The following is a 24,556-nucleotide window of genomic DNA, read 5'->3' as shown; positions in this document are numbered from 1 at the left end:
GCCCCGGCCGCACGCATCGTCAAGAAGGGCCGCACGCGCTGCAAACTGCCGCACGCCGTTGATCCATAGGCTCCCTCACGAAGATCGAACGGGCCGGGCCACCTGCCCTCGCGTCGAGAGGAGAGACCTGTGATCCCTCGCCTTGCCAGGGAGACGAACACGAGCCTGAAGTCCAGGCTCACCCGGGCCGGCATCGCGGCCGTCGCCGGTACGGCCCTGTGCGTCCTGGGTTCCGGGACGGCCTCCGCCGGATCCAACGGCCAGCAGATCGAGTTCTACGACCAGCGTGGCGACGTCTACTCCGTCTTCCTCTACGGCACCAACCAGAACGGGCAGACCGTCGCCGGCTGCTTCAACACCCCGAACACCGACAACTACCTCTCGGGCTGGTGGTGGAAGGGCGACCTGCGCATCACCTGGTACCCGCAGAGCGGATGCAACGGCACCGCCATCGAGCCCAGCCCGGAGACCTTCACCATCCCCGGCTCGCAGGCATCCGACTGGTACAAGATCTACGACTTCTGACGGAGCCCCCATGACCTCCAAGTCCGCTGTGAAACTCCGCAGGAAGACGGGCGCCGCCGCCGGCGTCCTCGCCACCGCCGCCGCCCTCACCCTGCTCGGCTCGGGCTCCGCGTTCGCCGGGACCAGCGGCCAGCAGCTCGCCTTCCACGACCGGCTCGGCAACACGTACTCGGTGTGGGTGGACGGCCACAACCAGTACGGCCAGCCCGTCGCCCACTGCTTCAACACCCCGAACACCGACAACTACCTCTCGGGCTGGTGGTGGCAGAGCAACGTCGACGTCACCGGCTACAGCGGTGGCTGCGGCAGTGACGGAAAGCCCACCGGCGACGTCACCTTCTCGACGTCCGCCTGGGTCCCCCTCAGCCAGTCCGGCGACTGGACCACCTTCAGCGACTGAACAGGAGAGTTCCCATGAGCATCAGGACCAAGCTCGCCAAGGCCGGTGTGATCACCGCGTTCGGTGCCGCCGCCCTCACCCTCGGCTCCGGCTCCGCCTTCGCGGGTGGCAACGGCCAGCAGATCAACTTCCACGACCGGCTCGGCACCGTGTACTCCGTCGACATCGCCGGGTCCAACCAGAACGGGCAGTACGTCTCGGGCTGCTTCTCCACCCCCAACATCGACAACGGCATCGGCGGCTGGTGGTGGAAGGGGTACGTCGCGGTGGGCGGATACAGCGACGCGAACTGCGGCAGAAGCGGCGGACACCTGATCTTCACCCACCCCGCCGACGGCCCGGTCCCCGAGTACCAGTCCACCTCCGACTGGTTCACCATCAGCGACTGACGCGACCCGCTCCTGAGGCGTGGCCCCGTACTGCCCTGTGGCGGTACGGGGTCACGCCCGCTTCCCGGCCTTCGATCAGCCGGGACCCTGCTCCCGGACGCTCAGCGCGCGGAACTCGGTCGGGCTCATCCCGTACGCCTCACGGAAGGAACGGCTGAACACGGTCGGGCCGCTGAACCCCCACCGGGCGGCGATCACCGCGATCGGATGCCCGAGGGGACCGGGCCTGCCGAGGTCGGCCCGGCACCGCTCCAGACGGCGCCGGCGGATGCGGGCCTGGACGGTCTCGCCGGTCCCCTGGAAGAGCTGGTGGAGCGTCCGCAACGAGATGTTGTGCCGGGCCGCGATCGTGGCGGGGGTCAGGTCCGGATCGCCGAGGTGGTCGTCGACGAAGGTGTGGACGTGCCGGAGGAGCGCCTGCGTGCGCACCTCGGCGGGGAGCTCCTCCTCGGCGTCCAGTCGCTGCGCCAGTCCGGCGGCCAGCAGGTCGACGGCGATCGAGCCGAGCCGCCCCAGCTCCCGCTGCGACGCGCACTGGGCGGCGTGTGCTTCCAGGGACCGCAGGAACGTGGCCAGGACCGCCGCCGTCCCCTGGTCCGCCGGGATACGGCTGGCGAGCAGGCGGTCGGCGTTCCGGTCGGCCAAGGGCAGCGCGTGCCGGGGAAGTTGCAGCATGAGCAGTTCCATCCGGCGGGCCTGGACGGGTATCTCCGCGTCGGAGGGCCGCGAGGTGTCCCAGAACACGAGGTCGCCGGCCGACACGCTGCAGTCGTTGCGGAGCTGGGAGAAGGACGCCCTGCCCGAGTGGATCAGCCCCAGCTGGTACTGCTCGGGGTCGCCCCGCCGGATCAGGGCCGGCGTGCGCCGCGACCGCAGCGGCGAGAACGCGAACCTCGCCATCCGGACGTCCCCCAGCTCCAGCACGGCGGCCTCCGCCTCGAAGTCGGCGGGGCACTCGGTGCTGAGAGCCGTGGGGATCACCTCCCGTGAGATGAGGTCCGAGAACCACTCGAACCGCTCTCCTGGCCGAAGCCCTCCTGACGACACCACGGACCACACGGCGTTCCCCCCGGCCGCTCGTACCACTGATCGAGCCGATCGAATGGATCAGCCTGATCAACGAGCATGCAACGCCGCCGCTTCCGCCGCCGCATGGTTGCGGCCCGGCGTGGCGCGGCCCGGCGTGGCGCGGCCCGGCGTGGCGCCGGATGCGGGGCCCGGGCGCCGGCGGCGCCGGTCGAGCCACACCCACAGCGCGAGCAGCAGTACCGCCGCCCCGCCGCCCGCCAGGCCCGCGCTCAGGCCCGGCGGCCGGAAGGTGCAGCTGATCTCGCGCTGCCCGGCCGTGACCTCGGCCGCGACCAGGCCGCCGTAGGAGGTCGCCGGCCGGCCGTCGCAGGTCCAGCCGGGGATGCGCGGCGCGGAGAGGACGACCGTGCCGGTCGTGCCGGGGCGGAGGGTGGCGCGGATGCCGGTGTCCGTGACGTGGACCGAGGTCGGGGCCTGGGCACGGAGAGCGTCCACCGCCGACCTCAGCCGCTCGTGGTCCAGGCAGGCCGGTTCGCCCTTGGGCGGGAGCTGCGGGCGCAGGCCGGCGACCTTCTGGACGCCCAGCGACGTGAGCGTGGCGCGCCACTTCAGGAGCTGGCCGCGCATCTTGACCGTGCGGTCGCCGAAGCGGACCTTGCCCGTGTAGTCGGGGGACCAGAAGAAGACCTCGGTGCCGACGCGGCAGGCGCCGTCCGCGGCCGGGGGCTCGTAGACGCGGGCGCCGAGGAGGAGTTCCTGGTTGCTGAAGGGCGAGGCGCCGTAGACCGGGGCGGGGCCGGGCGGCCGGACCGTCACCAGCGGGAGCGGCGGCTGGTCCGTGCGGACCACCCTGCCGTCGCGCCAGCGCGCGCCGACGGCGAAGAGGGCGTCGGTGACCGGGTTGTCGAGGCTCTGCAGGTTGCGGCCGCGGGAGGTCCAGCCGACGCCGAGGGCGGCCATGGTGCGGGTGAGGACGTCGGGCGTGAGGCTGCTGTAGTAGGAGCCGCCCTGGCCGCCGAGGTACATCGGCTCGTTGCCGGTGACCTGCGGACGGCCGGAGTCGGTGCGGTACGCGGGCCAGCCGTCGGCCTCGGCGAGCGCGGCGGCCCTGCGGGTGTCGGCGGCGCTCCAGGCCGGATAGTCGTCGAGGCGGGCCAGGCGCTCCTTGTCGCCCCAGGCCGTCGTCGCGGCGGCCTGCGCCACCAGGACCGCCGCCAGGACGAGGGCCGTCCACCGGCGAGGCGAGACGACCGCCACCATCGCGACCAGGCCGAGCCCGAACAGCGCCCAGCCCACCGGCGTCGCCTCCCCGCTGCCCAGCGCGAACAGCCCGAGCGCGCCCACCACACCCGCGCCGCCGAGCAGCGAGCGCGCGTCCGGGACGCCGTCCGCGATCGCCGCCCACGCGGCGATGACGAGCACACCGGTGAGGACGAAGGTCTGGCGGTACGGGCTGCCGTTCGGCGTCGCGAAGATGTGCCACACCAGATGCGTCGGCGTGAACTGGAACGACAGCGCCACGCCCGCCACCACGCACGGCCACAGCCACTGCCGCCGGAAGAGCAGCGAGGCCGCGAGCACCGGCACCACCGTGGCCACGAACAGCGCCGGCGTGGAGAAGCCGTACGTCGCCGGCATCAGCCGGGCCGCGAGGTCCGCCCCGCCGGCCGGTACGAAGTCGCGGACGACGCCCGGGTAGGCGTACCGCGTGCCCAGGAAGAGCGGGACGAGCAGCGGCGACGCGAGCGCCACGCCCAGCAGCACCGTCACCGCGCCCCGCAGCACCACCCGCCACTGCCGCACCGTGACGATCAGGACGAGCGCGGCGCCGAGCGTCGCCATGTACGCGGTGTAGAAGTTGGCGATCCAGCAGACCGCGACGACCAGCGGGCCGAGCAGCGGCCGCCGCCCCTCCCGTACCCACACGCCCACCAGGCACAGCAGCGGGAAGGCGATCAGGCCGTCCAGCCACATCGGGTTGTAGACGGCCTCCAGGAGCGCCCAGCCGCACAGCCCGTACGCGGCGCCGAGCAGCCCCGCGCCCCACCGCATGCGGGCGTCGGCGGCCGGCCGGAGCCTCGGCAGCACGAAGGCCATCGCCGCCGCCGCGGCCGCCATCTTCAGAACCGTGACGGCGTACAGCGCGTAGTCCAGGTCCGCGCGCGGGAAGAGCGCGACCAGCGGGGCGAACGGGCTGGTCAGGTAGGTGCCGAGGTCGGGCAGGAAGCTGGTGCCCCAGCCCGACTGCCAGTTGAGCAGCAGCCCGCCGTCCGCCCGGCCGTGCAGCAGGTCCCACAGCCGGGCGTGGAACGGCAGGAACTGGTTGCCCAGGTCGTTGACGCTCCGCCGGTGGTGCCCGAACGGGAAGGTGGTGGCGACGGCGTCCCCGGCGCACACGGCGAGGGCGACGAGCAGCGCCGCCACGGCCGGCGGCCGGCCTGCGGCGCGAATGATCCTGGTCTTCATCTGATCCTGGTCTTCATCTCGGGTCGAATATGACAGGAAGAATGCCGAAACAGGGCCCCGGGTTGGGCAGTTCACGCAATGGTCGCCTGTCCTTCACCACGCGAATCCGGCACCGACATCCGCAGCCGTTGTGGTGTCGTGCGTGCTGCTCTCGATCGTGGTCCCGTGCTTCAACGAAGAAGAGATCATCGGTCGCTTCCACGACCATGTGACGAAAGAACTCTCCCGCATCGACGGAGAATTCGAGATCGTCTACGTGGACGACGGAAGCCATGACCGAACCCTGCCGCTCCTGGAGGAGATCGCCGCAAAGGATCCCCGGGCGCGCTATGTCTCCTTCAGCCGCAACTTCGGCAAGGAGGCCGGCATGCTGGCCGGCCTCCAGCACGCGGCCGGCGACGCCGTCGTGATCATGGACGCCGACCTCCAGCACCCGCCGGAGCTCGTGCACCGCATGCTCGCCCTGCACGCCGAGGGATACGACCAGGTCATCGCCCGCCGCACCCGCGCCGGCGACCGGGTCACCCGCACCGTCACCGCCCGCGCCTACTACTGGGCGATCAACCGCCTGGTGGACGTCGAGCTGGTCGACGGCGTCGGCGACTTCCGGCTGCTTTCCCGCCGCACGGTCGACTCGATTCTCGAACTGACCGAATACAACCGTTTCTCCAAGGGCCTCTTCGCCTGGGTCGGATTCCGGACGACGACCTTCGAGTACGAGAATGCGGTGCGCGAGGAAGGCCGTTCGAAATGGACCTTCGGAAAGCTGCTCAACTACGGCCTCGACGGCCTTCTCTCCTTCAACAACAAGCCGCTTCGCGCCGCCGTCTACCTCGGAATGACCCTGGTCGCCCTCGCATTCGCGTACGCTGCCTGGATCGTCGGTGACGCCCTGGTGAACGGCGTGAAGACGCCCGGATATGTCACGCTGCTCGTGACGGTCACGGCGCTCGCCGGCGTGCAGATGGTGATGCTGGGCCTGGTCGGCGAGTACGTCGGCCGTATCTACTACGAGGTGAAGCGGCGGCCGCACTACCTGGTGAAGGCCACCAACGCGGCCGTCCCCGGGCCCCGAAGGCACGACGAGGAGCTTCTGCGCCGATGAGGACGACCTGGCAGGTGGTGCGCTTCGGCCTGGTCGGCGTCGTCAACACCGGTACGTACTACGGGCTCTACCTGCTCTTCGGGCGCTGGGTGCCGTACATCGTCGCGCACGTCCTCGCGTTCGCGCTGTCGATGGTCGGGTCCTTCTTCCTCACCTCGTACTTCACCTACCGCACCCGCCCGACCTGGAAGAAGTTCCTGCTCTTCCCGCTCACCAACGCGGCGAACTTCGTCATCACGACGGTCGGCGTGTACGTCCTCGTCGGCCTCATGGGCGTCGACAGCACCTACGCGCCGCTGATCGCCGCCGCGGCCGCGATCCCCGTCACCTTCGTCCTCTCCCGGACGATCATGCTGGGACCCGACACCACCCGAACGCGTGAGTCGTTGACCGGAACATCGGAATCAACCGAGACAGTCGCCGCCAAGTAGTGGCCCGCGCCACGGTGACTGCCTAACATCGATCACCGCACGGTCGTCCCACTGACGCACGACCCACGCCGGGAGGCTCCTTTGCACCGCCGCACTGCGCTCTCCGTCTCCGCCGCCGCTGCCCTGCTCGTCGCGGCCCCGCTCCTCACCGCCTGCGGCAGCGACTCCCACCCGGGAGCGGCCGCCGTCGTCGGCGGCAGCCGCATCGAGGTGTCCAGCCTGCAGGCGCAGGTCGAGGACGTACGGGCGGCCCAGGCCGCGTCACCCGAGGGCGCGCGGCTCGTCAAGGAGACCGGCGACCTCAGCCGGCAGAAGCTGCACGGCATGATCTTCGACCGCGTCGTCGACCAGGTCGCCGAGGACAACGGGATCAGCGCCAGCCGCGGCGAGATCCGGCAGACCCGCGACGAGTTCGCCCGGCAGGGCGGCGGCGAGGCGCAGATGGCGGCCGTGCTGCTCCAGCAGCAGAGCGTGGCGCCCGACCAGATCGACGGCGTCGCCCGCCGGGCCGTCCTCATGAACAAGATCGCGGCCAAGCTCGGCGTCACCAACACCCCCGAGGGCCAGAAGAAGCTCCAGGAGGCCTTCGCCAAGGCGTCCAAGGAGCTGCGGATCGACGTGAACCCGCGCTACGGCACCTGGGACGACACCAAGATCCAGCTCGCCGCCTACACCCCGCCGTGGCTGCGGCAGATCAGCCGGACCACGCCCGAGGCCGGTGCGTAGGGCGAGGTAGGTTCGAGGGGTGAACGCTGAGAACCCCGGTCGAATCGTCCTGCTCACCGCCAGCCACCGCGTGGCGCCCGGACTGCTGTCCTGGCCCGCGTGGCAGGCGCTGCACGCGGCCGACCGGGTCCTCTGCCCCGACGCCGGCCACCCCCAGCTGCCGTATCTGCGCGAGGCCGGCGTCGCCGTCGAGATCCTCCGGCCCGCCGCCGACGAGCTGGTCGAGGCGTGCGCGGGCGGCCGCACGGTCGTCGTGCTGCCGTCCGGCGAGGGCGACCAGGCGCTGACCGACGGGCTCGCGCGGATGGCCGGCTCCGGCCGCTTCGCCATGCCCGACCTGGAGCTGCTGCCCGGCTCGTACGACCTGCCGGGCGCGCGACTGCTCGACCTCGTCCAGGTCATGGACCGGATCCGCCGCGAGTGCCCGTGGACCTCGCAGCAGACCCACAAGGGGCTCGCCAAGTACGGCATCGAGGAGGCGTACGAACTCGTCGAGGCCATCGAGGAGGGCGACCGCGAGGCGCTGCGCGAGGAGCTGGGCGATGTCCTGCTGCAGGTCGTCTTCCACGCGCGGATCGCGGAGGAGGACGCCGAGGAGCCGTTCTCCGTGGACGACGTCGCCGGCACGCTCGTCGAGAAGCTCGTCCACCGCCACCCGCACGTCTTCGGCGACGCGACCGCCGAGACGCCCGAGGACGTCAAGGCGCACTGGCTGCGCACCAAGGCCGCCGAGAAGCAGCGCGACTCGGTGACGGACGGGGTGCCGCTCGGCCAGCCGGGGCTCGCGCTCGCGGCCAAGCTCGCGGGCCGGGTGCGGACGGCCGGGCTCGACGTGGCGCCGCCGGCCGGTGACGGCATCGGCTACGAGCTGCTCGCCCTGGCCGTGCGGGCGGAGGCCGCCGGGATCGACCCGGAGGCGGCGCTGCGCGCGGCGGGCCGGGTCTACCGGGACGCGATCCGCGCGGCGGAGGGGCTGGAGTAGCTCCTCGTACGTCCTCTAGTACGTCCTCGGGGCGCGTGCGTGCGGGTCGTGCCAGTGGAGCTGGGGCGGCTCGATCAGCCACTCGGCGCGGGAGCCGGGGCGGGTGGTGAAGCGGCCCGCGCTCGGCAGGCGGTCGTGGAAGACCCGGTCCGGGGCGGCGCCCAGCTCCTCCAGCTCCTCGACGACCTCGGTGAGGAATCCGGGCGGGCCGGCGAGGTAGACGTCGTGGGCCGGCCAGTTGACTGACGCGCGTAGCGTCTGGACGAGCCGCTCGGTGGCCTGGTCGCGAGGGCGGCGCGGGGCGGCGGTGATGTAGGTGACGTGCAGCCCGGGTATCCGTTCTCGGAACTCCTCGGCGTCGTCCCGTCCGTACAGGTACTCCTTGGCGCGGGCCACGAGGAAGAGCCGCCCCTCCAGGCCGGGCTCGTCCGCCGCCGCCTCTTCGAGCAGCGCCCGCACCGGCGCCCAGCCGGTGCCCGCCGCTATGTAGGTGCGGGGCTTGCCGGGCGGCGTCCGGGCGGTGAGCGCGCCGCCCGGGGCGGAGAGCCGCAGCGTCTCGCCCGGGCGGAGCCGCTCGGTGAGCGCGGTGCTCATCAGGCCGCCCTCGACGCGGCTGACGTGCAGCTCGACGGTGCCGTCGGCGCGGGGCGCGTTGGCCGGCGAGTAGGTGCGCCAGACCCGCGGGAGGTGGAGGGTGCTGACGCTCACGTACTGCCCGGGGAGGTACGGGTAGGGCCGGCGCGGGCGCAGGGTCAGCAGCGTCAGGTCGGCGCCGTACCGCTCGTGCCCGATCACGTCCGCGTCCCACCAGGCCGGCTGCCCGTCCCGCACCGACGCCTCGGCGCCCGCCTGCATCGCCTCCGCGAGCACCGCGTACGCCTCCGTCCACGCCTTCTCCGCCTCGATCGTCCAGGCGGCGCCCGCCGTGTGCGCGAAGGCGGCGAGCAGGCTGGTGCCGACCGCCGCGTAGAGCGCGGGCGTGGCCAGGAACCTGCGGTGGTCGCGGCCCAGCTGCCCGAGGTAGCCGGCGAGCTCGGGGTCCTCCAGGTGGGTCACCACATGGGCGAGCGCGGCGAAGAGCCGGTCGCGCTGCGGGGCCAGGTTCTCGGGGAACAGCGCGCGCATGCCGGGGTTGTGCCAGAAGAGGTGCGAGTAGAAGAAGGTGACGGCGTGCTCCGCCCGTCTCTCGACGACCGCGAACGTGCTTCTGAGCAACTGGGGCAACTGGGCATCCACGTCGGTGAATCTAGGCGACGCGGTCCTTCACATGGGTGGCCTTGGCCATTCCCGCGCCCCGGGCCGTGGGGAGGATGCCGGTGGCTCTGCCGGGGCGCCGAGACTCAGGCCTGAGCGCCCCGTCGCCGGTTCACGGCGGTGAGATCGATGTCGATCTCGAACGGCAGGGTGACCTTGAGCCGGTCGTGGTGGATGCCCGTGACGGCGTAGCTGTTGGTGGCGGGATCGAGCTCGTACACGTAGACCACGGGCAGCTCGCCGTTCTGCTCCACCCGCCAGAAGTGCGGGATCCGGGCGGCGGCGTACTTACGGGGCTTGATCTCCCGGTCGCGCTCCACCGACTCCTCGGAGACGATCTCGACGGCGAGGAGGATATGGCTCGGGTCGTACCAGGTCTGTTCGGGGCCGGTGCGGGAGCTCAGCGGTACCACCATCAGGTCGGGCTCCGGCCGGTCCCGCATGCCGAGCTTGGTGGTCATCTCGCGGACGACGTAAAGGTCGTCCGGTGCGCAATCCAGCAGGGCGTTCTCCAGCAGGCGCAGGGCGGCCATGTGGAAGTCGGTCTGCGGACTCATGAAGAACAGTCCTCCGTCGATCAGCTCGGTGTGCGGCGGGAGACCCGGAATCCGGTCGAGGTCGTCCGCAGTCCACCCACCGGCCGGCGGCGTCGGAAATGCGTACTGCTCTGCCCGCTCTTCTTCGGCTGCGGCACTCATCAGCGCTCCCATGCGACGGAGTCTGGCGCGTACGGTAAGCCTACCCAGCAGGAACGCGACAGGGTCCACCGAACGAGTGAGCGGCCGGCGGGCCGGTTACGGTCGGGTCATGCACGAGCAGCCGTCGACCCCCGCCCCCGAGCTCTTCACCTGGGAGTTCGCCACCGATCCGTACCCCGCGTACGCCTGGCTGCGCGAGCACGCGCCGGTGCACAAGGCGACGCTGCCGAGCGGGGTCGAGGCGTGGCTGGTGACGCGGTACGGGGACGCGCGGCAGGCGCTGGCGGACCAGCGGCTCTCGAAGAACCCGGCGCACCACGACGAGCCGGCGCACGCCAAGGGGAAGACGGGAATCCCGGGTGAGCGCAAGGCCGAGCTGATGACGCATCTGCTCAACATCGACCCGCCGGACCACACGCGGCTGCGCCGGCTGGTGTCGAAGGCGTTCACGCCGCGCCGGGTCGCGGAGTTCGCGCCGCGGGTGCAGGAGCTGACCGACCGGCTCATCGACGGCTTCGTGGAACGGGGGAGCGCTGACCTGATCCACGAGTTCGCCTTCCCGCTGCCGATCTACGCGATCTGCGACATGCTCGGCGTGCCGGCCGAGGACCAGGACGACTTCCGCGACTGGGCCGGGATGATGATCCGGCACGGCGGCGGGCCGCGCGGCGGGGTGGCGCGGTCGGTGAAGAAGATGCGGGGCTACCTCGCCGAGCTCATCCACAAGAAGCGGGAGGAGCCGGGCGACGACCTGATCTCCGGGCTGATCAAGGGGTCGGACCACGGCGAGCACCTCACCGAGAACGAGGCCGCCGCCATGGCCTTCATCCTTCTCTTCGCCGGTTTCGAGACCACGGTCAATCTGATCGGTAATGGCGTGTATGCCCTGCTTCGTCACCCGGAGCAGCGCGGCCGCCTCCAGGAGTCGATCGCGGCGGGCGAGACGGCGCTCCTGGAGACCGGCATCGAGGAGCTGCTGCGGTACGACGGGCCGGTGGAGCTCGCGACCTGGCGCTTCGCCACCGAGGCGCTGACCATCGGCGGCCAGGACATCCCGGCCGGCGACCCGGTTCTGGTCGTGCTCGCGGCCGCGGACCGGGACCCGGCGCGGTTCGACGAGCCGGACACGCTGGATCTGGCGCGCCGCGACAACCAGCACCTGGGGTACGGGCACGGCATCCACTACTGCCTGGGCGCCCCGCTGGCGCGCCTCGAAGGGCAGACGGCACTCGCGACGCTCCTGACTCGCCTGCCGGACCTGCGACTTGGGGCCGATCCGGCCGAACTGCGGTGGCGCGGCGGGCTCATCATGCGTGGCCTGCGCACGCTTCCGGTCGAGTTCAGTGCTTCCCACAAAGCCCCTCGTAGCTGACGTAGCGTCAATACTGTGATCTTCGCGTGATCTGCGCTGCATCGACTTGTGACGTGCGTTCGAATGCCGCTACGTTCACCCGCAACCTCAGCAGTCACGCGAAAGGCACTCCGCATGCGCTCCGGGAACGGACGTCACCGCAGACCCCGCCAGGCCCCCGCGATCGTCGTCGCCGCGGGAGTCACCGGCTCGGCCATGGCGCTGCCGCTGCTCGCCACCGGCTCCGCCTCCGCCGCCGACGCACCGACCTGGGACCGGGTCGCCGAGTGCGAGTCGGGCGGCGCCTGGAGCGCCAACTTCGGCAACGGGCTCTACGGCGGGCTCCAGTTCACCCAGGAGAGCTGGGAGCGGCACGGCGGCCTCGCCTACGCGCCGAGCCCCGACCTCGCCAGCCGCGCCCAGCAGATCGCGATCGCCGACAAGGCGCTCGCCGCCGGCGACACCCAGTGGGCCACCTGCGCGCCGATCGCCGGCCTGACGAACGACGGCAGGAAGCCCGCCGTCGACCCGGGCCCGGCCGCCACTCCCACGCAGTCGGCGGCGCCCCAGGAGTCGAACCGCACCGAGGGACTGCCCGCCGAGTCGGGCACGAAGACCACCAAGCCCTCGTCGAGCGCCACGACGCCCGCCGCGCCCACCACTCCGGCCGCCCCGTCGACTTCGACCGCGCCGACCACGCCCGCCTCGCCGGCCGCGCCCACCACTCCCGTGACGCCCGGCACCTCCGTAACGCCCGGTACGCCCGATGGTTCCGTTACGCCCGGTACGCCTGATGCGTCCGAAACGGCCCCCACCGGCACGGGCAAGCACCGCGGTGACGCCGCGACAGAAGAACCGGGCAAGACGGACGGTTCGCCCGAATCCGGACGGCATGCCGCCCCGGCCGGCGACGCGGCCGCGGACAACACGGACAAGACGCCCAGCTCGGACGAATACACCGTCAAGCCGGGTGACAGCCTGTCGGACATTGCACAGCAGAACGCCCTGCCCGGCGGCTGGACCGCGCTCTACGACGCCAACAAGAAGACGGTCGGCACCGACCCCGACCTCATCCTCCCTGGTCAGAGCCTTGAGTTGAACCTCGGGAAGCCCGCGCCCACCACTACGCCTGAGGGGTAGTTAGGGACTGAATGTCCGGTTCTGTGCAAGTGAGACATGAGTCTCTCTTGTCGAACGGCCGTATTACGTCCGCAAACTTTGCGCGTTTCGCCCCTCACCTGCGCAAACGTCACCTGACGGAGCGCAAGGAGGGGCGATTTTTCCGGGTTGATGGGCTTTGAACTTCCCCCGGGGGTGTGTCTACGGTCAGGACCGCTCGCCACCGCGGGCCCCGCCGACCGGTACGCCGAATCCTGCCGCCGGACGCCGGGAACAGTCGTCGCGCAAGCGCCGAAGGCAGGAGCGGGGGACCCAAGGTAAGTGCCGGCCCCGGCCGTTGAGACAGACGGCCGACGACCGGCTTGGGGTGAAGTCGCGTGCAAGGACACGCGGCCGGGCAACTCACTCGCCCGAACCCGACAGCTCACCTCGTAGGCGTCGGTGAGGAGAACTTCCATGCTGCTTTCCGGCAAGGGCAAGCACCGTCGTCCGTCCAAGGTCACCCGCGTCGTCACCCTCGCCGGTGTCGCCGGCGTCGCCGTCGCCGCCCCGCTGATGACCGCGGGCACCGCCTCGGCCGCCACCGCCGCCGAGTGGGACGCCGTCGCCCAGTGCGAGTCCGGCGGCAACTGGTCCATCAACACGGGCAACGGCTTCTACGGCGGCCTGCAGTTCACCAACTCCACCTGGGCGGCCTACGGCGGCACCGCCTACGCCTCCCGCGCGGACCTGGCCTCCAAGTCGCAGCAGATCGCTGTCGCCGAGAAGGTCCTCGCGGGCCAGGGCAAGGGCGCCTGGCCGAGCTGCGGCGTCGGCCTGTCCAGCGCCTCGTACGACGGCGGCTCCGCCGAGGCCCCGGCCCCGGCCCCGAAGCCGGCCGCGCCGAAGCCCGCCACCCAGCGCACCGCCGAGCAGCCGACCACCCGCAGCGAGAAGCGCACCGCGCCGAAGGCCGCGAAGACCGTCACCACCCCGACCGGCAAGAAGGTCGCCAAGGGCGACGGCGAGTACAAGGTCAAGGCCGGCGACACGCTGAGCAGCATCGCCCAGACGCACCACGTCAAGGGCGGCTGGCAGAAGCTGTTCCAGCTGAACAAGAACATCGTCCAGGACGCCGACCTGATCTACCCGGGCCAGCAGCTCCACCTGAAGTGAGCCTGACGGCTGTCCCCCCGCGGTGACCCTGGAACGGGCCCGGAGCCTGCGCTCCGGGCCCGTTTCGTACCGATCGGTAACCGCGGTCTTTCGTCCCCCAATGCATGCCCTTGGGTCCTTTTTCGTCCCAGGGGGCGGGCGCCCGGCTGGCCGGAGCCCCCGCGCCGGTTAGGCTCTTGTCGCAAGGCGAACGAGACCTTGCCGCATGCGTCACAACCAGCGTCACATCCCAGAAGGAGATGCTCGTGCCGTCCATCGACGTCGTCGTAGCCCGGGAAATCCTGGACTCCCGAGGCAACCCCACCGTCGAGGTCGAGGTCGGCCTCGACGACGGCAGCACCGGCCGTGCTGCCGTTCCCTCCGGTGCCTCCACTGGTGCGTTCGAGGCCATTGAGCTCCGCGACGGGGACCCCAACCGCTACCTCGGCAAGGGCGTCGAGAAGGCCGTCCTCGCCGTCATCGAGCAGATCGGCCCGGAGCTCGTCGGCTACGACGCCACCGAGCAGCGCCTGATCGACCAGGCGATGTTCGACCTGGACGCGACCGAGAACAAGGGCTCGCTCGGCGCCAACGCCATCCTCGGCGTCTCGCTCGCCGTCGCGCACGCCGCCTCCGAGGCCTCCGACCTCCCGCTCTTCCGCTACCTGGGCGGCCCGAACGCGCACCTGCTGCCCGTTCCGATGATGAACATCCTGAACGGCGGCTCGCACGCCGACTCCAACGTGGACATCCAGGAGTTCATGATCGCCCCGATCGGCGCGGAGTCCTTCTCCGAGGCCCTGCGCTGGGGCACCGAGGTCTACCACACCCTCAAGAAGGTCCTGAAGGACAAGGGCCTGTCCACCGGCCTCGGCGACGAGGGCGGCTTCGCCCCGAACCTCGGCTCCAACCGCGAGGCCCTCGACCTCATCCTCGAGGCCATCAAGCAGGCCGGCTACGTGCCCGGCAAGGACGTCGCGCTCGCGCTCGACGTGGCCGCCTCCGAGTTCTACAAGGACGGCTCGTACGAGTTCGAGGGCAAGTCCCGCTCGGCCGCCGAGATGACCGAGTACTACGAGGAGCTCGTCTCCGCGTACCCGCTCGTCTCCATCGAGGACCCGCTGTTCGAGGACGACTGGGCCGGCTGGAAGACCATCACCGACAAGCTCGGCACCAAGGTGCAGCTCGTCGGCGACGACCTCTTCGTCACCAACCCGGAGCGTCTCGCCCGCGGCATCGAGGAGGGCACCGCCAACGCCCTCCTGGTCAAGGTCAACCAGATCGGCTCGCTGACCGAGACCCTGGACGCCGTCGAGCTCGCCCAGCGCAACGGCTTCAAGTGCATGATGTCCCACCGCTCCGGCGAGACCGAGGACGTCACCATCGCCGACCTCGCCGTCGCCACCAACTGCGGCCAGATCAAGACCGGCGCCCCGGCCCGCTCCGAGCGCGTCGCCAAGTACAACCAGCTGCTGCGCATCGAGGAGATCCTCGACGACGCCGCGGTCTACGCCGGCCGCAGCGCCTTCCCGCGCTTCAAGGGCTGAGCTTCACGGGCTGACCTGCCCTGACGCTGTAGTTACGGACGTCCCCGCACTCGGTCCCGTACCGTGTGCGGGGACGCACGTTTGATCAGACACGCGACGCAGGGGAGCCGCTGGACATGGCCGTGAAGGACCGGGACCGGTTCTCGACCGCGACCCGGATCAGGCTGCTCGGCGAGCAGACCGCTGCCCGTGTCTACCGTTCCCAGACCCGCCGCCAGGCCGCCCGCTCCCGGCTCACCGGCCGCGCGGCCTTCCTCGCGCTCGTCGTCTGCTCGCTCGTGGTGGCGCTCGCCTACCCGATGCGGCAGTACGTCTCCCAGCAGGGCGAGATCGCCGACCAGGAGCGCAAGGCCGCCGACGCCGCCCGCCGGGTCGAGGAGCTGCGGGACGAGAAGGCCCGGCTCCAGGACCCGGCCTATGTGCGCCGGCTCGCCCGCGAGCACCTGCACTACGTGATGCCCGGCGAGACCGGCTTCACCGTGAACGACCCCGACGCGCAGGCCCGGCCGCGCACCGACCAGGGCGGCACGGACCGCCCCTGGTACGACAACCTGTGGGACGGCGTCGACAACGCCGACCGCCGCTGACCCACCCGTACCACCGACGACCAAGGCAGACATGGAAACGCCCCCTCCGCAGACCGAACGCACCGAGCCCACCGCCGCCGACGTCGCCGCGTTCGAGGCCCAGCTCGGCCGTCCGCCGCGCGGCCTGCGCGCCATCGCGCACCGCTGCCCGTGCGGCAATCCGGACGTCGTCGAGACCGCGCCCCGGCTCCCCGACGGCACGCCGTTCCCGACCACGTACTACCTGACCTGCCCGCGCGCCGCCTCCGCCATCGGCACCCTGGAGGCCAACGGGGTCATGAAGGAGATGCAGGCCCGGCTCGCCACCGACCCGGAGCTGGCCGCCGCCTACCGGGCCGCGCACGAGGACTACATCGCACGCCGCGACGCCATCGAGGTCCTGGAGGGCTTCCCGAGCGCCGGCGGCATGCCGGACCGCGTCAAGTGCCTGCACGTGCTCGTCGGGCACTCGCTGGCGGCCGGCCCGGGCGTGAACCCGTTCGGCGACGAGGCCCTCGCGATGCTGCCGGAGTGGTGGGCGAAGGGGCCGTGCGTGACGCCGTGCGTCACGCACGAGGAAGAGGACGGCTGGACGGTGCAGCAGTCCGAGGGCGGCCACTTCGCCTTCAAGCCGGTGGACGGGGAGGAGTCCGCGTGACCCGGGTCGCCGGAATCGACTGCGGCACGAACTCCATCCGCCTCCTCGTCGCCGACGTCCACCCCGTGACCGGCGAGCTGATCGAGCTGGACCGGCGGATGACGATCGTCCGGCTCGGCCAGGGCGTCGACAAGACGGGCCGGCTCGCGCCCGAGGCCCTGGAGCGGACCTTCGCCGCCTGCCGCGCCTACGCCGAGGTCGTCAAGGAGTTCGGCGTCGGAGCCGACCGGCTGCGCTTCGTCGCCACCTCCGCCTCCCGCGACGCCGAGAACCGCGAGGAGTTCGTCGACGGGGTCGTCGGGATCCTGGGCGTCGAGCCCGAGGTCATCACCGGCGACCAGGAGGCCGAGTTCTCCTTCACCGGCGCCACCGGCGAACTGCACGGCGACGACCGCCGCCTGGTCGTCGACATCGGCGGCGGCTCGACCGAGTTCGTGGTCGGCAACAAGCACGTCGAGGCCGCCCGGTCCGTCGACATCGGCTGCGTACGCCTGACCGAGCGGCACGTGCGGCACGACCCGCCGACCGCCGAGGAGGTCGCCGCGATCCGCGCCGACGTGCGGGCCGCGCTCGACCTGGCCGCCGAGACCGTGCCGGTCACCGAGGCCGAGACGCTGGTCGGCCTGGCCGGCTCGGTCACCACGGTCGCCGCGATCGCGCTGGGCCTGCCGGAGTACGACTCCGAGCGCGTCCACCACTCCCGGATCTCCCGCGCCCAGGTCGACGAGGTCGTGGCCAGGCTGCTCGGCTCCACCCACGACGAGCGGGCCGCGATCCCGGTGATCCACCCCGGGCGGGTCGACGTGATCATCGCGGGCGCCCTGGTGCTCGAGGAGATCATGGAGCGGACCGGCGCCGCCGAGGTCGTCGTCAGCGAGCACGACATCCTCGATGGGATCGCGCTATCCGTCGCATAGTGCGTGCCTATAAGCGCCTGTGAGGCAGGCTCTGAGGATCCTCCGATACCCCTCCGGGGCACCTTCTGGAGCGGTCCGCCGAAAAGCTTCGTGAAGTTCTTCACAAGAGAATGGGCTCCGAAGGCCCTCCAGGAGCCCTCCTGGAGGGCCTTTAGCCCCTCCGAGGGGCTCCTCGGGGTCCTTTCGCAGGCACGGAGGCCACTTCGCTCGAAGTTTCCATCGTGTGAACGTGCGCTGCGGTTCGGCGTTAAGGAAGGCTCTTCGGGCCAGTTCACAAGGGGTGAACAACGTTCGCCCCGGCCCCTTGGTTCCTTTGCTGGAACATGACGTGGGTCACGTGGGCGGCGGAGTGTAGCAGAGGTGCCCGTCAAGCTTGTGAAGGGGCGCACGAGCCACCCCTCCTGAGGGGGTGGATACTCGGATGCATGAGCACCACGGAGCGTCCCAGGATCCTCGTAGTAGGCGGTGGGTACGTAGGTCTGTACGCGGCACGGCGCATCCTCAAGAAGATGCGCTATGCGGAGGCGACCGTCACGGTTGTCGACCCGCGGTCGTACATGACCTACCAGCCCTTCCTCCCCGAAGCCGCCGCCGGCAGCATCTCGCCGCGCCACGTCGTCGTCCCGCTGCGACGCGTCGTGCGCGGAGCCGAGGTGCTCACCGGCCGGGTCACCACCATCGACCAGGACCGCAAGGTCGCCACGATCGCGCCGCTCGTCGGCGAGGCGTACGAGCTGCCGTTCGACTACCTGGTCATCGCGATGGGTGCCGTCTCCCGGACCTTCCCGATCCCCGGCCTCGCCGAGCAGGGCATCGGCATGAAGGGCATCGAGGAGGCCATCGGCCTTCGCAACCACGTCCTCGAGCAGCTCGACAAGGCCGACTCGACGACCGACGAGGAGGTCCGCCGCAAGGCGCTGACCTTCGTCTTCGTGGGCGGCGGCTTCGCCGGCGCGGAGACCATCGGCGAGGTCGAGGACATGGCCCGCGACGCGGCGAAGTACTACCAGAACGTGAAGCGCGAGGACATGCGCTTCATCCTGGTCGACGCCGCCGACAAGATCCTTCCCGAGGTCGGCCCCAAGCTCGGCCAGTACGGCAAAGAGCACCTGGAGAGCCGCGGCATCGAGATCTACCTCGAGACGTCGATGGACTCCTGCGTCGACGGCCACGTCGTGCTGAAGAACGGCCTCGAGGTCGACGCCAACACGATCGTGTGGACCGCCGGCGTCAAGCCGAACCCGGCGCTCGCCCGCTTCGGTCTGCCGCTCGGCCCCCGCGGCCACGTGGACTGCAACGAGAAGCTCCAGGTCAACGGCCTCGACTACGTGTGGGCCGCGGGCGACAACGCCCAGGTCCCCGACCTGGCCTCGATCAAGGCCGGCGTCCCGCGCGAGCGCGCCTGGTGCCCGCCGAACGCCCAGCACGCCCTGCGCCAGGCCAAGGTCCTCGGCGACAACGTGGTGGCCGGCATGCGCGGCTTCCCGCAGAAGGACTACGAGCACGCCAACAAGGGTGCCGTCGCGGGTCTCGGCCTCCACAAGGGCGTCGCGATGATCGTCATGGGCAAGGTGAAGATCAAGCTCAAGGGCCGTCTCGCCTGGTACATGCACCGTGGCTACCACGGCATGGCGATGCCGACCTTCAACCGCAAGATCCGTGTCTTCGCCGACTGGACCCTGGGCATGTTCCTCAAGCGTGAGGTCGTCTCCCTCGGTGCCATGGAGACGCCGCGCGAGGAGTTCTACGAGGCGGCGAAGCCCGCCCCGGCGCCGGCCGCCCCGGCGCAGGAGAAGGCCAAGGCCTCGTAACCTCCGCAGCACCAGCAGTACCCCGCAAGGGCCGTCCGCCATCCGTGGTGCGGACGGCCCTTCGCGTGTTTTTCCGGACTGATTTCGACGTCGTGGGAGTGGATCGGCCACCGACGGTGTTCCCTTGGTGACAGGCATTTCTGGGGCTTCGAGATCACGGAGGTGTTGCACCATGGCCGACGCCGCGTCGCGGCTGACCGCGCTGGCCGAGGACGTGCTGGGAGCGAGGTTCCCGGTACGGCTGCGGGCCTGGGACGGCAGCGAAGCAGGTCCTGCGGGCGGCCCCGTACTGATCGTGCGCGAACGCCGCGCCCTGCGCCGGCTGCTGTGGAAGCCGGGCGAGCTGGGCCTCGCGCGGGCCTGGGTGGCCGGTGAGATCGACGTCGAGGGGGATCTCTACGAGGTCCTGGACAAGCTCGCCGGGTTCATCTGGGAGCGCGGGGAGGAGTCCCGCAGCGCCCTGGAGACCGTGCGCGACCCGAAGGTGCGGGCGGCTGCCAAGGCCCTGCTCAAGCTGGCGGGCCCGTTCCCGCCGCCGAAGCCGCCCGTCGAGGAGATCCGCGGCCGCAGCGGGGCCCGGCACTCCAAGCGCCGGGACAAGCAGGCGATCAGTCACCACTACGACGTGGGCAACGACTTCTACGAGCTGGTGCTCGGCCCGTCGATGGTCTACTCGTGCGCGTACTGGACCGAGGACGGCACCCTTGAGGACGCCCAGCGCGACAAGCTCGACCTGATCGCCCGCAAGCTGCGCCTGAAGGAGGGCGACCGGCTGCTCGACGTGGGCTGCGGCTGGGGCTCGATGGCCATCCACGCGGCCAAGGAGTACGGGGCCCGGGCCGTCGGCATCACGCTCTCGCGCGAGCAGGCCGCGTACGCCCGCAAGCGCATCGCCGACGAGGGTCTGACGGACCGGATCGAGATCCGGGTGCAGGACTACCGGGACGTCGTGGACGGGCCGTTCGACGCCATCTCGTCGATCGGCATGGCCGAGCACGTCGGCTCGGTCCAGTACCGGGAGTACGCCGACATCCTCTACCGGCTCCTGAAGCCGGGCGGACGGCTGCTCAACCACCAGATCGCGCGCCGCCCGGAGGCCGACGAGGAGGCGTATGAGGTGGACGCCTTCATCGACGCGTACGTCTTCCCGGACGGCGAACTGTCCCCGATGGGCAGCACCCTGTCGACCCTTGAGGAAGCGGGCTTCGAGGTGCGGGACGTCGAGGCGATCCGCGAGCACTACGCGCTGACGCTGCGCCGGTGGGTGGCCAACCTGGAGCGGGAGTGGGACCGGGCGGTCCGCCTCACCTCGCCGGGCCGGGCGCGGATCTGGCGGCTCTACATGGCGGCCTCGGCGGTGTCGTTCGAGCGCAACCGGATCGGCGTGAACCAGTTCCTGGCGGTGAAGACGCCGGACTCGGGCGCCTCGGGGCTGCCACTGCGGTCGCGGGAGTGGACCGAGTCGTAGCGGTTAGGGATACGTTTCGGCGGACGGGGTGCCGGTGTTCTCACCGGTGCCCCGTTCTTCCACGTGTCCGGATTGTCATGCATATGGCGATCAGCTACGCCCCGGAGGGGAACCCTTGCGCCCGCGCAGCCGATTCACCCGCCCCCTGCTCGCCCTGGCCGCCGCCGCCGGCCTCCTCACCGCCGCCCCGGCCCCCGCCGGCGCCGCGCCCGCCCCCGTCACCACCACCGCCACCTTCAACGACCCCTCGGGCGACGCCACCGCCCAGAACCGGATCCGCGACCACATCGCCGACCTCGTCGGCCGCGCCGAGCCCGGCTCCACCATCTCGGCCAGCATGTACAACTTCACCGACGACACCGTCGCCGCTGCCCTCGCCGCCGCCAGGACCCGCGGCGTGAACGTCCGGGTGATCCTCGACCACACCACCCTCACCACCCCCGGCAACGAGTACGCCAACCTCGCCCGCGACCTCGGCACCGACCGCACCCAGGGCTCCTGGGTCTACGCCTGCCCGGCCGGCCGCGGCTGTATCGGCACCCGGCAGCTGCCCGACGACCCCGACGGGGCCATCAACCACAACAAGTTCTTCCTCTTCTCCGCCACCGGCGGGGCGAAGGACGTCGTCGTGCAGACCTCGGCCAACCTGACCGGCCTCCAGCGCACCGACCTCTTCAACAACGCCGTCACCGTCGTCGACTCCGGTCTCTACGGCATCTACCAGAGCTACTTCGCCGACCTTCTCGCCTACGGCACGTCCCCGACCGGCCTCGACCACTACTACAGGACGCCGTCCAGCGGCCCGTACAAGGCGTACTTCTTCCCGCGCAAGGAGGCCGCCGGCACCGCCTACGACTCCGACGCGAGCACCGACACCATCAAGCTGATCCTCGACAACGTCGACTGCGCCGGCGGCGCCACCCAGGTCCGGATGGCCGCCAACCTCTTCACCCGCCGCGAGGTCGCCACCAAGCTCGTCGAGCTGAGGAACGCCGGCTGCACGGTGATCCTCGCCCACGACGGCGCCCCCGGCTCGATGAGCACGGACGTCGAGTCGATCCTGTACGGCAGGCTCACCAAGCGCGTCCAGTGCTACGAGGACCGGGGCACCGGCGTCAACAAGGCCGGGCTGCACTCCAAGTACCTGCTGGTGGAGGGCACGTACGCCGGAGTGGCCGGCAAGAAGCTGGTGTTCACCGGCAGCCACAACTACACGTATCCGGCGCTGCGGTCCGGCGACGAGACGCTGCTGAAGATCGACGACCCGGCGCTCTACGACCTGTACCGGGCCAACCACGACCAGCTGATGACGTACTGCGCGGGCAGCTGACCCGTCCCCGTACCCCCGCACGGCGAAGGGCCGGTGTTCCCGTGGGAACACCGGCCCTTCGCCGCTCCGTACTCGACCTACTCGGCCTTGATCGCCTGGAGCATGTTCAGCTTCGCCGCGCTGCGCGCCGGCCACAGCGAGGCGAGCACACCGACCAGTCCGGCCAGGACCAGGAAGAGCCCGATCCGGCCCCACGGCAGCACCAGCGCGTAGTCCGGCAGGCTGCTGCGCATCGTCTCGCCGATCGCCCAGCCCAGGAACGAGCCGAGGCCGATACCGACCACCGCGCCGAAGACCGAGATGACCACGGCCTCCAGACGGACCATCCGCTTCACCCGGCGCCGGTCGAGACCGATCGCCCGCAGCATGCCGATCTCCTGCTGCCGCTCGAACACCGACATCGCCAGGGTGTTGACGACACCGAGCACCGCGATGATCAGGGCCATCGCCAGCAGGCCGTACATGATGTTCAGCATCATGTTGATGACACCGCCGAACGAGTCGCGGATGTCCTTCTGGTCCATGACCGTGATCGCCGGGTTGTCGCCGAGCGACTTCTGCACGGCCTTCTCGGCCGCGGCCGACGGGCCGCCGTCCATCTTCACGAAGATCTGCGGGATGTACGGCTTCGGGTCGTGCTTGTCGAGGATCTTGGCGTCCACGACCAGACCCGAGACGAACTCGCTCTCCTCGAAGAGCGCGCCGACCTTCAGCGCACCCTTCTTGTGGTCCGAGTAGGTCACGCGCAGCTCCGAGCCGACCTTCCAGCCGTTCGACTTCGCGGTCTTCTCGCCGACCGCGACCTCGCCGCTGCCCAGCGAGCCGAGCGAACCGTCCACGACCTTGAGGTTGAGCACCTTCTCGACGTCACCGGGGGTGACACCGGAGACGGACTTGAAGCCCGGGCCCTTCACGTCCAGGTAGCCGGCCTGCTGCGGGGAGACCGCCGTCGCGCCCGGGGTCTTCCGCACGGCGTCCAGCGCGGCCTGGCTGAGGCCCTCGCCGCTCGCCATGGTGATCATGTAGTCGGCCTTGATCTGGTCGGTCGTCATCCGGTCCACGGCCGAGCCGACCGTGGCGCCGAGCACCGACAGACCCGTGACCAGGGTGAGGCCGATGGCGAGCGCGGAGGCGGTGGCGCCGGTGCGGCGCGGGTTGCGGACCGCGTTCTGGCCGGCCAGCGCGCCCGCCACCCCGAACGGCTTCAGCAGCGGCCGGGCGAGCGCGATCACCGGGCGGGACAGCAGCGGGATCAGCACGATCACACCGATGAGGGCGAGGAACGCGCCGCCCGCGATCAGCATCCGGCCGTCGTCGCCGCCCTTCGCGGCGCCGCCGGCGATGCCGACCACACCGAGGGCGGTGATGATCGCGCCGATGGTGTTGCGCACGACCAGGGACTTGGTGGTGGCGACCGCGTGGACGCTGCTCATCGCGGCGACCGGCGGGATCTTGGCGGCGCGGCGGCCCGGCAGCCAGGCGGCCAGCATGGTGACGAGGACACCGACGGCGAGCGCCGAGACCAGCGGGGTGGCGGTGACGACCAGGTCACCGGCCGGGACCTTGAGGCCGAAGCTGTTCATCGCGGAGCGCAGCGCCGCCGCGAGCCCGATGCCGAGCCCGAAGCCGATCGCCGAGGCGACCAGACCGACCAGACCGGCCTCCGCGAGCACCGAGCGGGTGATCTGCTTGCGCGAGGCGCCGACGGCGCGCATCAGCGCGAGCTCCTTGGTGCGCTGCGCGACCAGCATGGTGAAGGTGTTGGAGATCAGGAAGATGCCGACGAAGAGCGCGATGCCGGCGAAGCCGAGCAGCATCTGGTTGAGCGCGCCCAGTCCGGCCTCGATGTCCTTGGCCTGCTGGTCGGCCAGCTCCTGACCGGTCTGCGCGTCCGCGGTGTCGCCGACGACCGGCCGCACCTCGGCGAGGATCTTGTCGGCGTCCGCGCCCGGCTTGGCGGTCACGGTGATGTCGAGGAAGTGACCCGGCTTCAGGAACAGCTTCTGCGCGACCTCGGTGTCGAACAGGACCAGGCTGCCGCCCGCGTTGACGGCGCCGTCCTCGGTGGTGAAGACGCCGGTCAGGGTGTACGTCTCGACGGGGCCGTTGGTGGCCACGCGGACCTGGTCGCCGACCTGGTAGCCGCCCTTGTCGGCGGTCTCCTTGTCGAGCGCGATCTCGTCGTCCTTCACCGGGCCGGTGCCGGCGGTGAAGGCGTACGCGGAGTCCTTGCCGTCCTTGCCGGGCGAGAAGTTGGTGCCCTTGTTGGACCAGCCGGCGCCGATCAGCTTGCCGTCCTTGTCCGGCACGCCCGCGAAGCCGTTGACGCGGCCGGTGGCGGAGGCGACGCCGTCGAGCGCGGCGATCTTCTGCCGGGTCTGCTCGGACAGGCCCGGCGTGGCGTTCGGGTCCTTCTGGTTCGGCGCGGCCGTGACGGCCACGGCGACGTCGTCGTAGCTCTTGGCGGACTGGTTGCGGAAGGCGTTGGAGAGGGTGTCGGTGAAGACGAGGGTGCCGGAGACGAAGGCCACGCCGAGCATGACGGCGAGCACGGTCATCAGCAGCCTGGCCTTGTGCGCGAGCACATTGCGCAGGGCGGTACGGAACATGGAGGGTCCTGAACGGAAGGTGGGACGGAGGACGGGGCCGG

Annotated in this window: 22 protein-coding genes and 1 riboswitch; of the genes, 17 read left to right on the top strand and 5 right to left on the bottom strand. The window is 70.9% G+C overall.

Annotated features, from left to right (window positions below):
* The first annotated feature begins 129 nt into the window (after positions 1-129).
* The 3 genes from ACIRSU_RS35555 to ACIRSU_RS35545 are packed head-to-tail and all read left to right on the top strand — an operon-like array spanning position 130 to position 1,314.
* Positions 130-525, top strand: a complete 396-nt coding sequence (locus ACIRSU_RS35555; protein ID WP_403801486.1) for a hypothetical protein — start codon at positions 130-132, stop codon at positions 523-525.
* A 10-nt stretch (positions 526-535) separates the two neighbouring features.
* Entirely contained in the window at positions 536-925 is a 390-nt protein-coding gene (locus ACIRSU_RS35550) for a hypothetical protein (protein WP_403801483.1), read from the top strand.
* A 14-nt stretch (positions 926-939) separates the two neighbouring features.
* The gene (locus ACIRSU_RS35545) at positions 940-1,314 is read left to right on the top strand and encodes a hypothetical protein (protein WP_403801480.1); all 375 of its coding nucleotides are present in this window, start codon (positions 940-942) and stop codon (positions 1,312-1,314) included.
* Between the two features lie 75 nt (positions 1,315-1,389).
* Here the strand turns inward: ACIRSU_RS35545 and ACIRSU_RS35540 are convergent, their stop codons facing one another.
* Together ACIRSU_RS35540 and ACIRSU_RS35535 are read right to left on the bottom strand one after the other, a co-directional pair.
* Positions 1,390-2,361 carry a helix-turn-helix domain-containing protein gene (locus tag ACIRSU_RS35540; RefSeq protein WP_403801606.1) on the bottom strand — a complete coding sequence of 324 codons (972 nt, stop codon included), beginning with the start codon at positions 2,359-2,361 and terminating at the stop codon, positions 1,390-1,392.
* A gap of 69 nt (positions 2,362-2,430) precedes the next feature.
* Positions 2,431-4,809 carry a YfhO family protein gene (locus ACIRSU_RS35535; protein WP_403801477.1) on the bottom strand — a complete coding sequence of 793 codons (2,379 nt, stop codon included), beginning with the start codon at positions 4,807-4,809 and terminating at the stop codon, positions 2,431-2,433.
* A 142-nt stretch (positions 4,810-4,951) separates the two neighbouring features.
* Between ACIRSU_RS35535 and ACIRSU_RS35530 the strand changes: the two genes are divergently transcribed.
* The 4 genes from ACIRSU_RS35530 (at position 4,952) to ACIRSU_RS35515 (ending at position 8,053) form a co-directional block, all read left to right on the top strand.
* On the top strand, positions 4,952-5,914 hold the full coding sequence (locus ACIRSU_RS35530; protein WP_403801474.1) for a glycosyltransferase family 2 protein: 963 nt from the start codon (positions 4,952-4,954) through the stop codon (positions 5,912-5,914).
* A complete protein-coding gene (locus tag ACIRSU_RS35525; protein ID WP_403801471.1) occupies positions 5,911-6,345 on the top strand; it encodes a GtrA family protein in 435 nt (144 codons plus the stop codon). The genes ACIRSU_RS35530 and ACIRSU_RS35525 overlap by 4 nt, the downstream gene beginning before the upstream one ends.
* Before the next feature lie 81 nt (positions 6,346-6,426).
* Positions 6,427-7,071 carry a SurA N-terminal domain-containing protein gene (locus ACIRSU_RS35520; protein ID WP_403801468.1) on the top strand — a complete coding sequence of 215 codons (645 nt, stop codon included), beginning with the start codon at positions 6,427-6,429 and terminating at the stop codon, positions 7,069-7,071.
* Between the two features lie 19 nt (positions 7,072-7,090).
* Complete coding sequence (locus tag ACIRSU_RS35515) at positions 7,091-8,053, top strand: nucleoside triphosphate pyrophosphohydrolase (protein WP_403801466.1); 963 nt, start codon at positions 7,091-7,093, stop codon at positions 8,051-8,053.
* 15 nt (positions 8,054-8,068) lie between these two features.
* Here the strand turns inward: ACIRSU_RS35515 and ACIRSU_RS35510 are convergent, their stop codons facing one another.
* Entirely contained in the window at positions 8,069-9,289 is a 1,221-nt protein-coding gene (locus tag ACIRSU_RS35510; protein WP_403801463.1) for a globin domain-containing protein, read from the bottom strand.
* Between the two features lie 104 nt (positions 9,290-9,393).
* A complete protein-coding gene (locus tag ACIRSU_RS35505) occupies positions 9,394-10,017 on the bottom strand; it encodes a Uma2 family endonuclease (RefSeq protein ID WP_403801461.1) in 624 nt (207 codons plus the stop codon).
* A gap of 97 nt (positions 10,018-10,114) precedes the next feature.
* Between ACIRSU_RS35505 and ACIRSU_RS35500 the strand changes: the two genes are divergently transcribed.
* The 10 genes from ACIRSU_RS35500 (at position 10,115) to ACIRSU_RS35455 (ending at position 21,906) form a co-directional block, all read left to right on the top strand.
* Positions 10,115-11,377, top strand: coding sequence for a cytochrome P450 (locus ACIRSU_RS35500; RefSeq protein ID WP_403801458.1), 1,263 nt, complete (start codon positions 10,115-10,117; stop codon positions 11,375-11,377).
* A 114-nt stretch (positions 11,378-11,491) separates the two neighbouring features.
* Positions 11,492-12,496 (top strand): transglycosylase family protein, encoded by a 1,005-nt coding sequence (locus ACIRSU_RS35495; protein ID WP_403801456.1) that lies wholly within the window; start codon positions 11,492-11,494, stop codon positions 12,494-12,496.
* 258 nt (positions 12,497-12,754) lie between these two features.
* Positions 12,755-12,928: riboswitch (cyclic di-AMP (ydaO/yuaA leader) on the top strand.
* 3 nt (positions 12,929-12,931) lie between these two features.
* Positions 12,932-13,630, top strand: coding sequence for a transglycosylase family protein (locus ACIRSU_RS35490; protein WP_403801453.1), 699 nt, complete (start codon positions 12,932-12,934; stop codon positions 13,628-13,630).
* Positions 13,631-13,869: 239 nt separating this feature from the next.
* On the top strand, positions 13,870-15,156 hold the full coding sequence (eno, locus tag ACIRSU_RS35485) for a phosphopyruvate hydratase (protein ID WP_403801450.1): 1,287 nt from the start codon (positions 13,870-13,872) through the stop codon (positions 15,154-15,156).
* A 116-nt stretch (positions 15,157-15,272) separates the two neighbouring features.
* Positions 15,273-15,743 (top strand): septum formation initiator family protein, encoded by a 471-nt coding sequence (locus tag ACIRSU_RS35480; RefSeq protein WP_403801447.1) that lies wholly within the window; start codon positions 15,273-15,275, stop codon positions 15,741-15,743.
* A gap of 31 nt (positions 15,744-15,774) precedes the next feature.
* Positions 15,775-16,380: a DUF501 domain-containing protein gene (locus tag ACIRSU_RS35475; RefSeq protein WP_403801444.1), complete on the top strand. Its 606-nt coding sequence runs from the start codon at positions 15,775-15,777 to the stop codon at positions 16,378-16,380.
* Entirely contained in the window at positions 16,377-17,297 is a 921-nt protein-coding gene (locus tag ACIRSU_RS35470; protein ID WP_403801441.1) for an exopolyphosphatase, read from the top strand. Before ACIRSU_RS35475 ends, ACIRSU_RS35470 begins: the two co-directional genes overlap by 4 nt.
* A gap of 425 nt (positions 17,298-17,722) precedes the next feature.
* A complete protein-coding gene (locus ACIRSU_RS35465; protein WP_403801438.1) occupies positions 17,723-19,108 on the top strand; it encodes an NAD(P)/FAD-dependent oxidoreductase in 1,386 nt (461 codons plus the stop codon).
* Between the two features lie 172 nt (positions 19,109-19,280).
* The gene (locus ACIRSU_RS35460; protein ID WP_403801435.1) at positions 19,281-20,576 is read left to right on the top strand and encodes a class I SAM-dependent methyltransferase; all 1,296 of its coding nucleotides are present in this window, start codon (positions 19,281-19,283) and stop codon (positions 20,574-20,576) included.
* 115 nt (positions 20,577-20,691) lie between these two features.
* Positions 20,692-21,906, top strand: coding sequence for a phospholipase D-like domain-containing protein (locus tag ACIRSU_RS35455; protein WP_403801432.1), 1,215 nt, complete (start codon positions 20,692-20,694; stop codon positions 21,904-21,906).
* 77 nt (positions 21,907-21,983) lie between these two features.
* On the opposite strand, the gene ACIRSU_RS35450 is transcribed toward ACIRSU_RS35455, so the two are convergent.
* A complete protein-coding gene (locus tag ACIRSU_RS35450) occupies positions 21,984-24,515 on the bottom strand; it encodes an ABC transporter permease (RefSeq protein WP_403801428.1) in 2,532 nt (843 codons plus the stop codon).
* Positions 24,516-24,556: the final 41 nt, after the last annotated feature.

The organism is Streptomyces sp. NPDC101160, assembly GCF_044768205.1.
Lineage (GTDB): Bacteria > Actinomycetota > Actinomycetes > Streptomycetales > Streptomycetaceae > Streptomyces.
The sequence above is the reverse complement of the archived record's forward strand: the minus strand, read 5'-3'. Positions and strand labels throughout refer to the sequence as shown.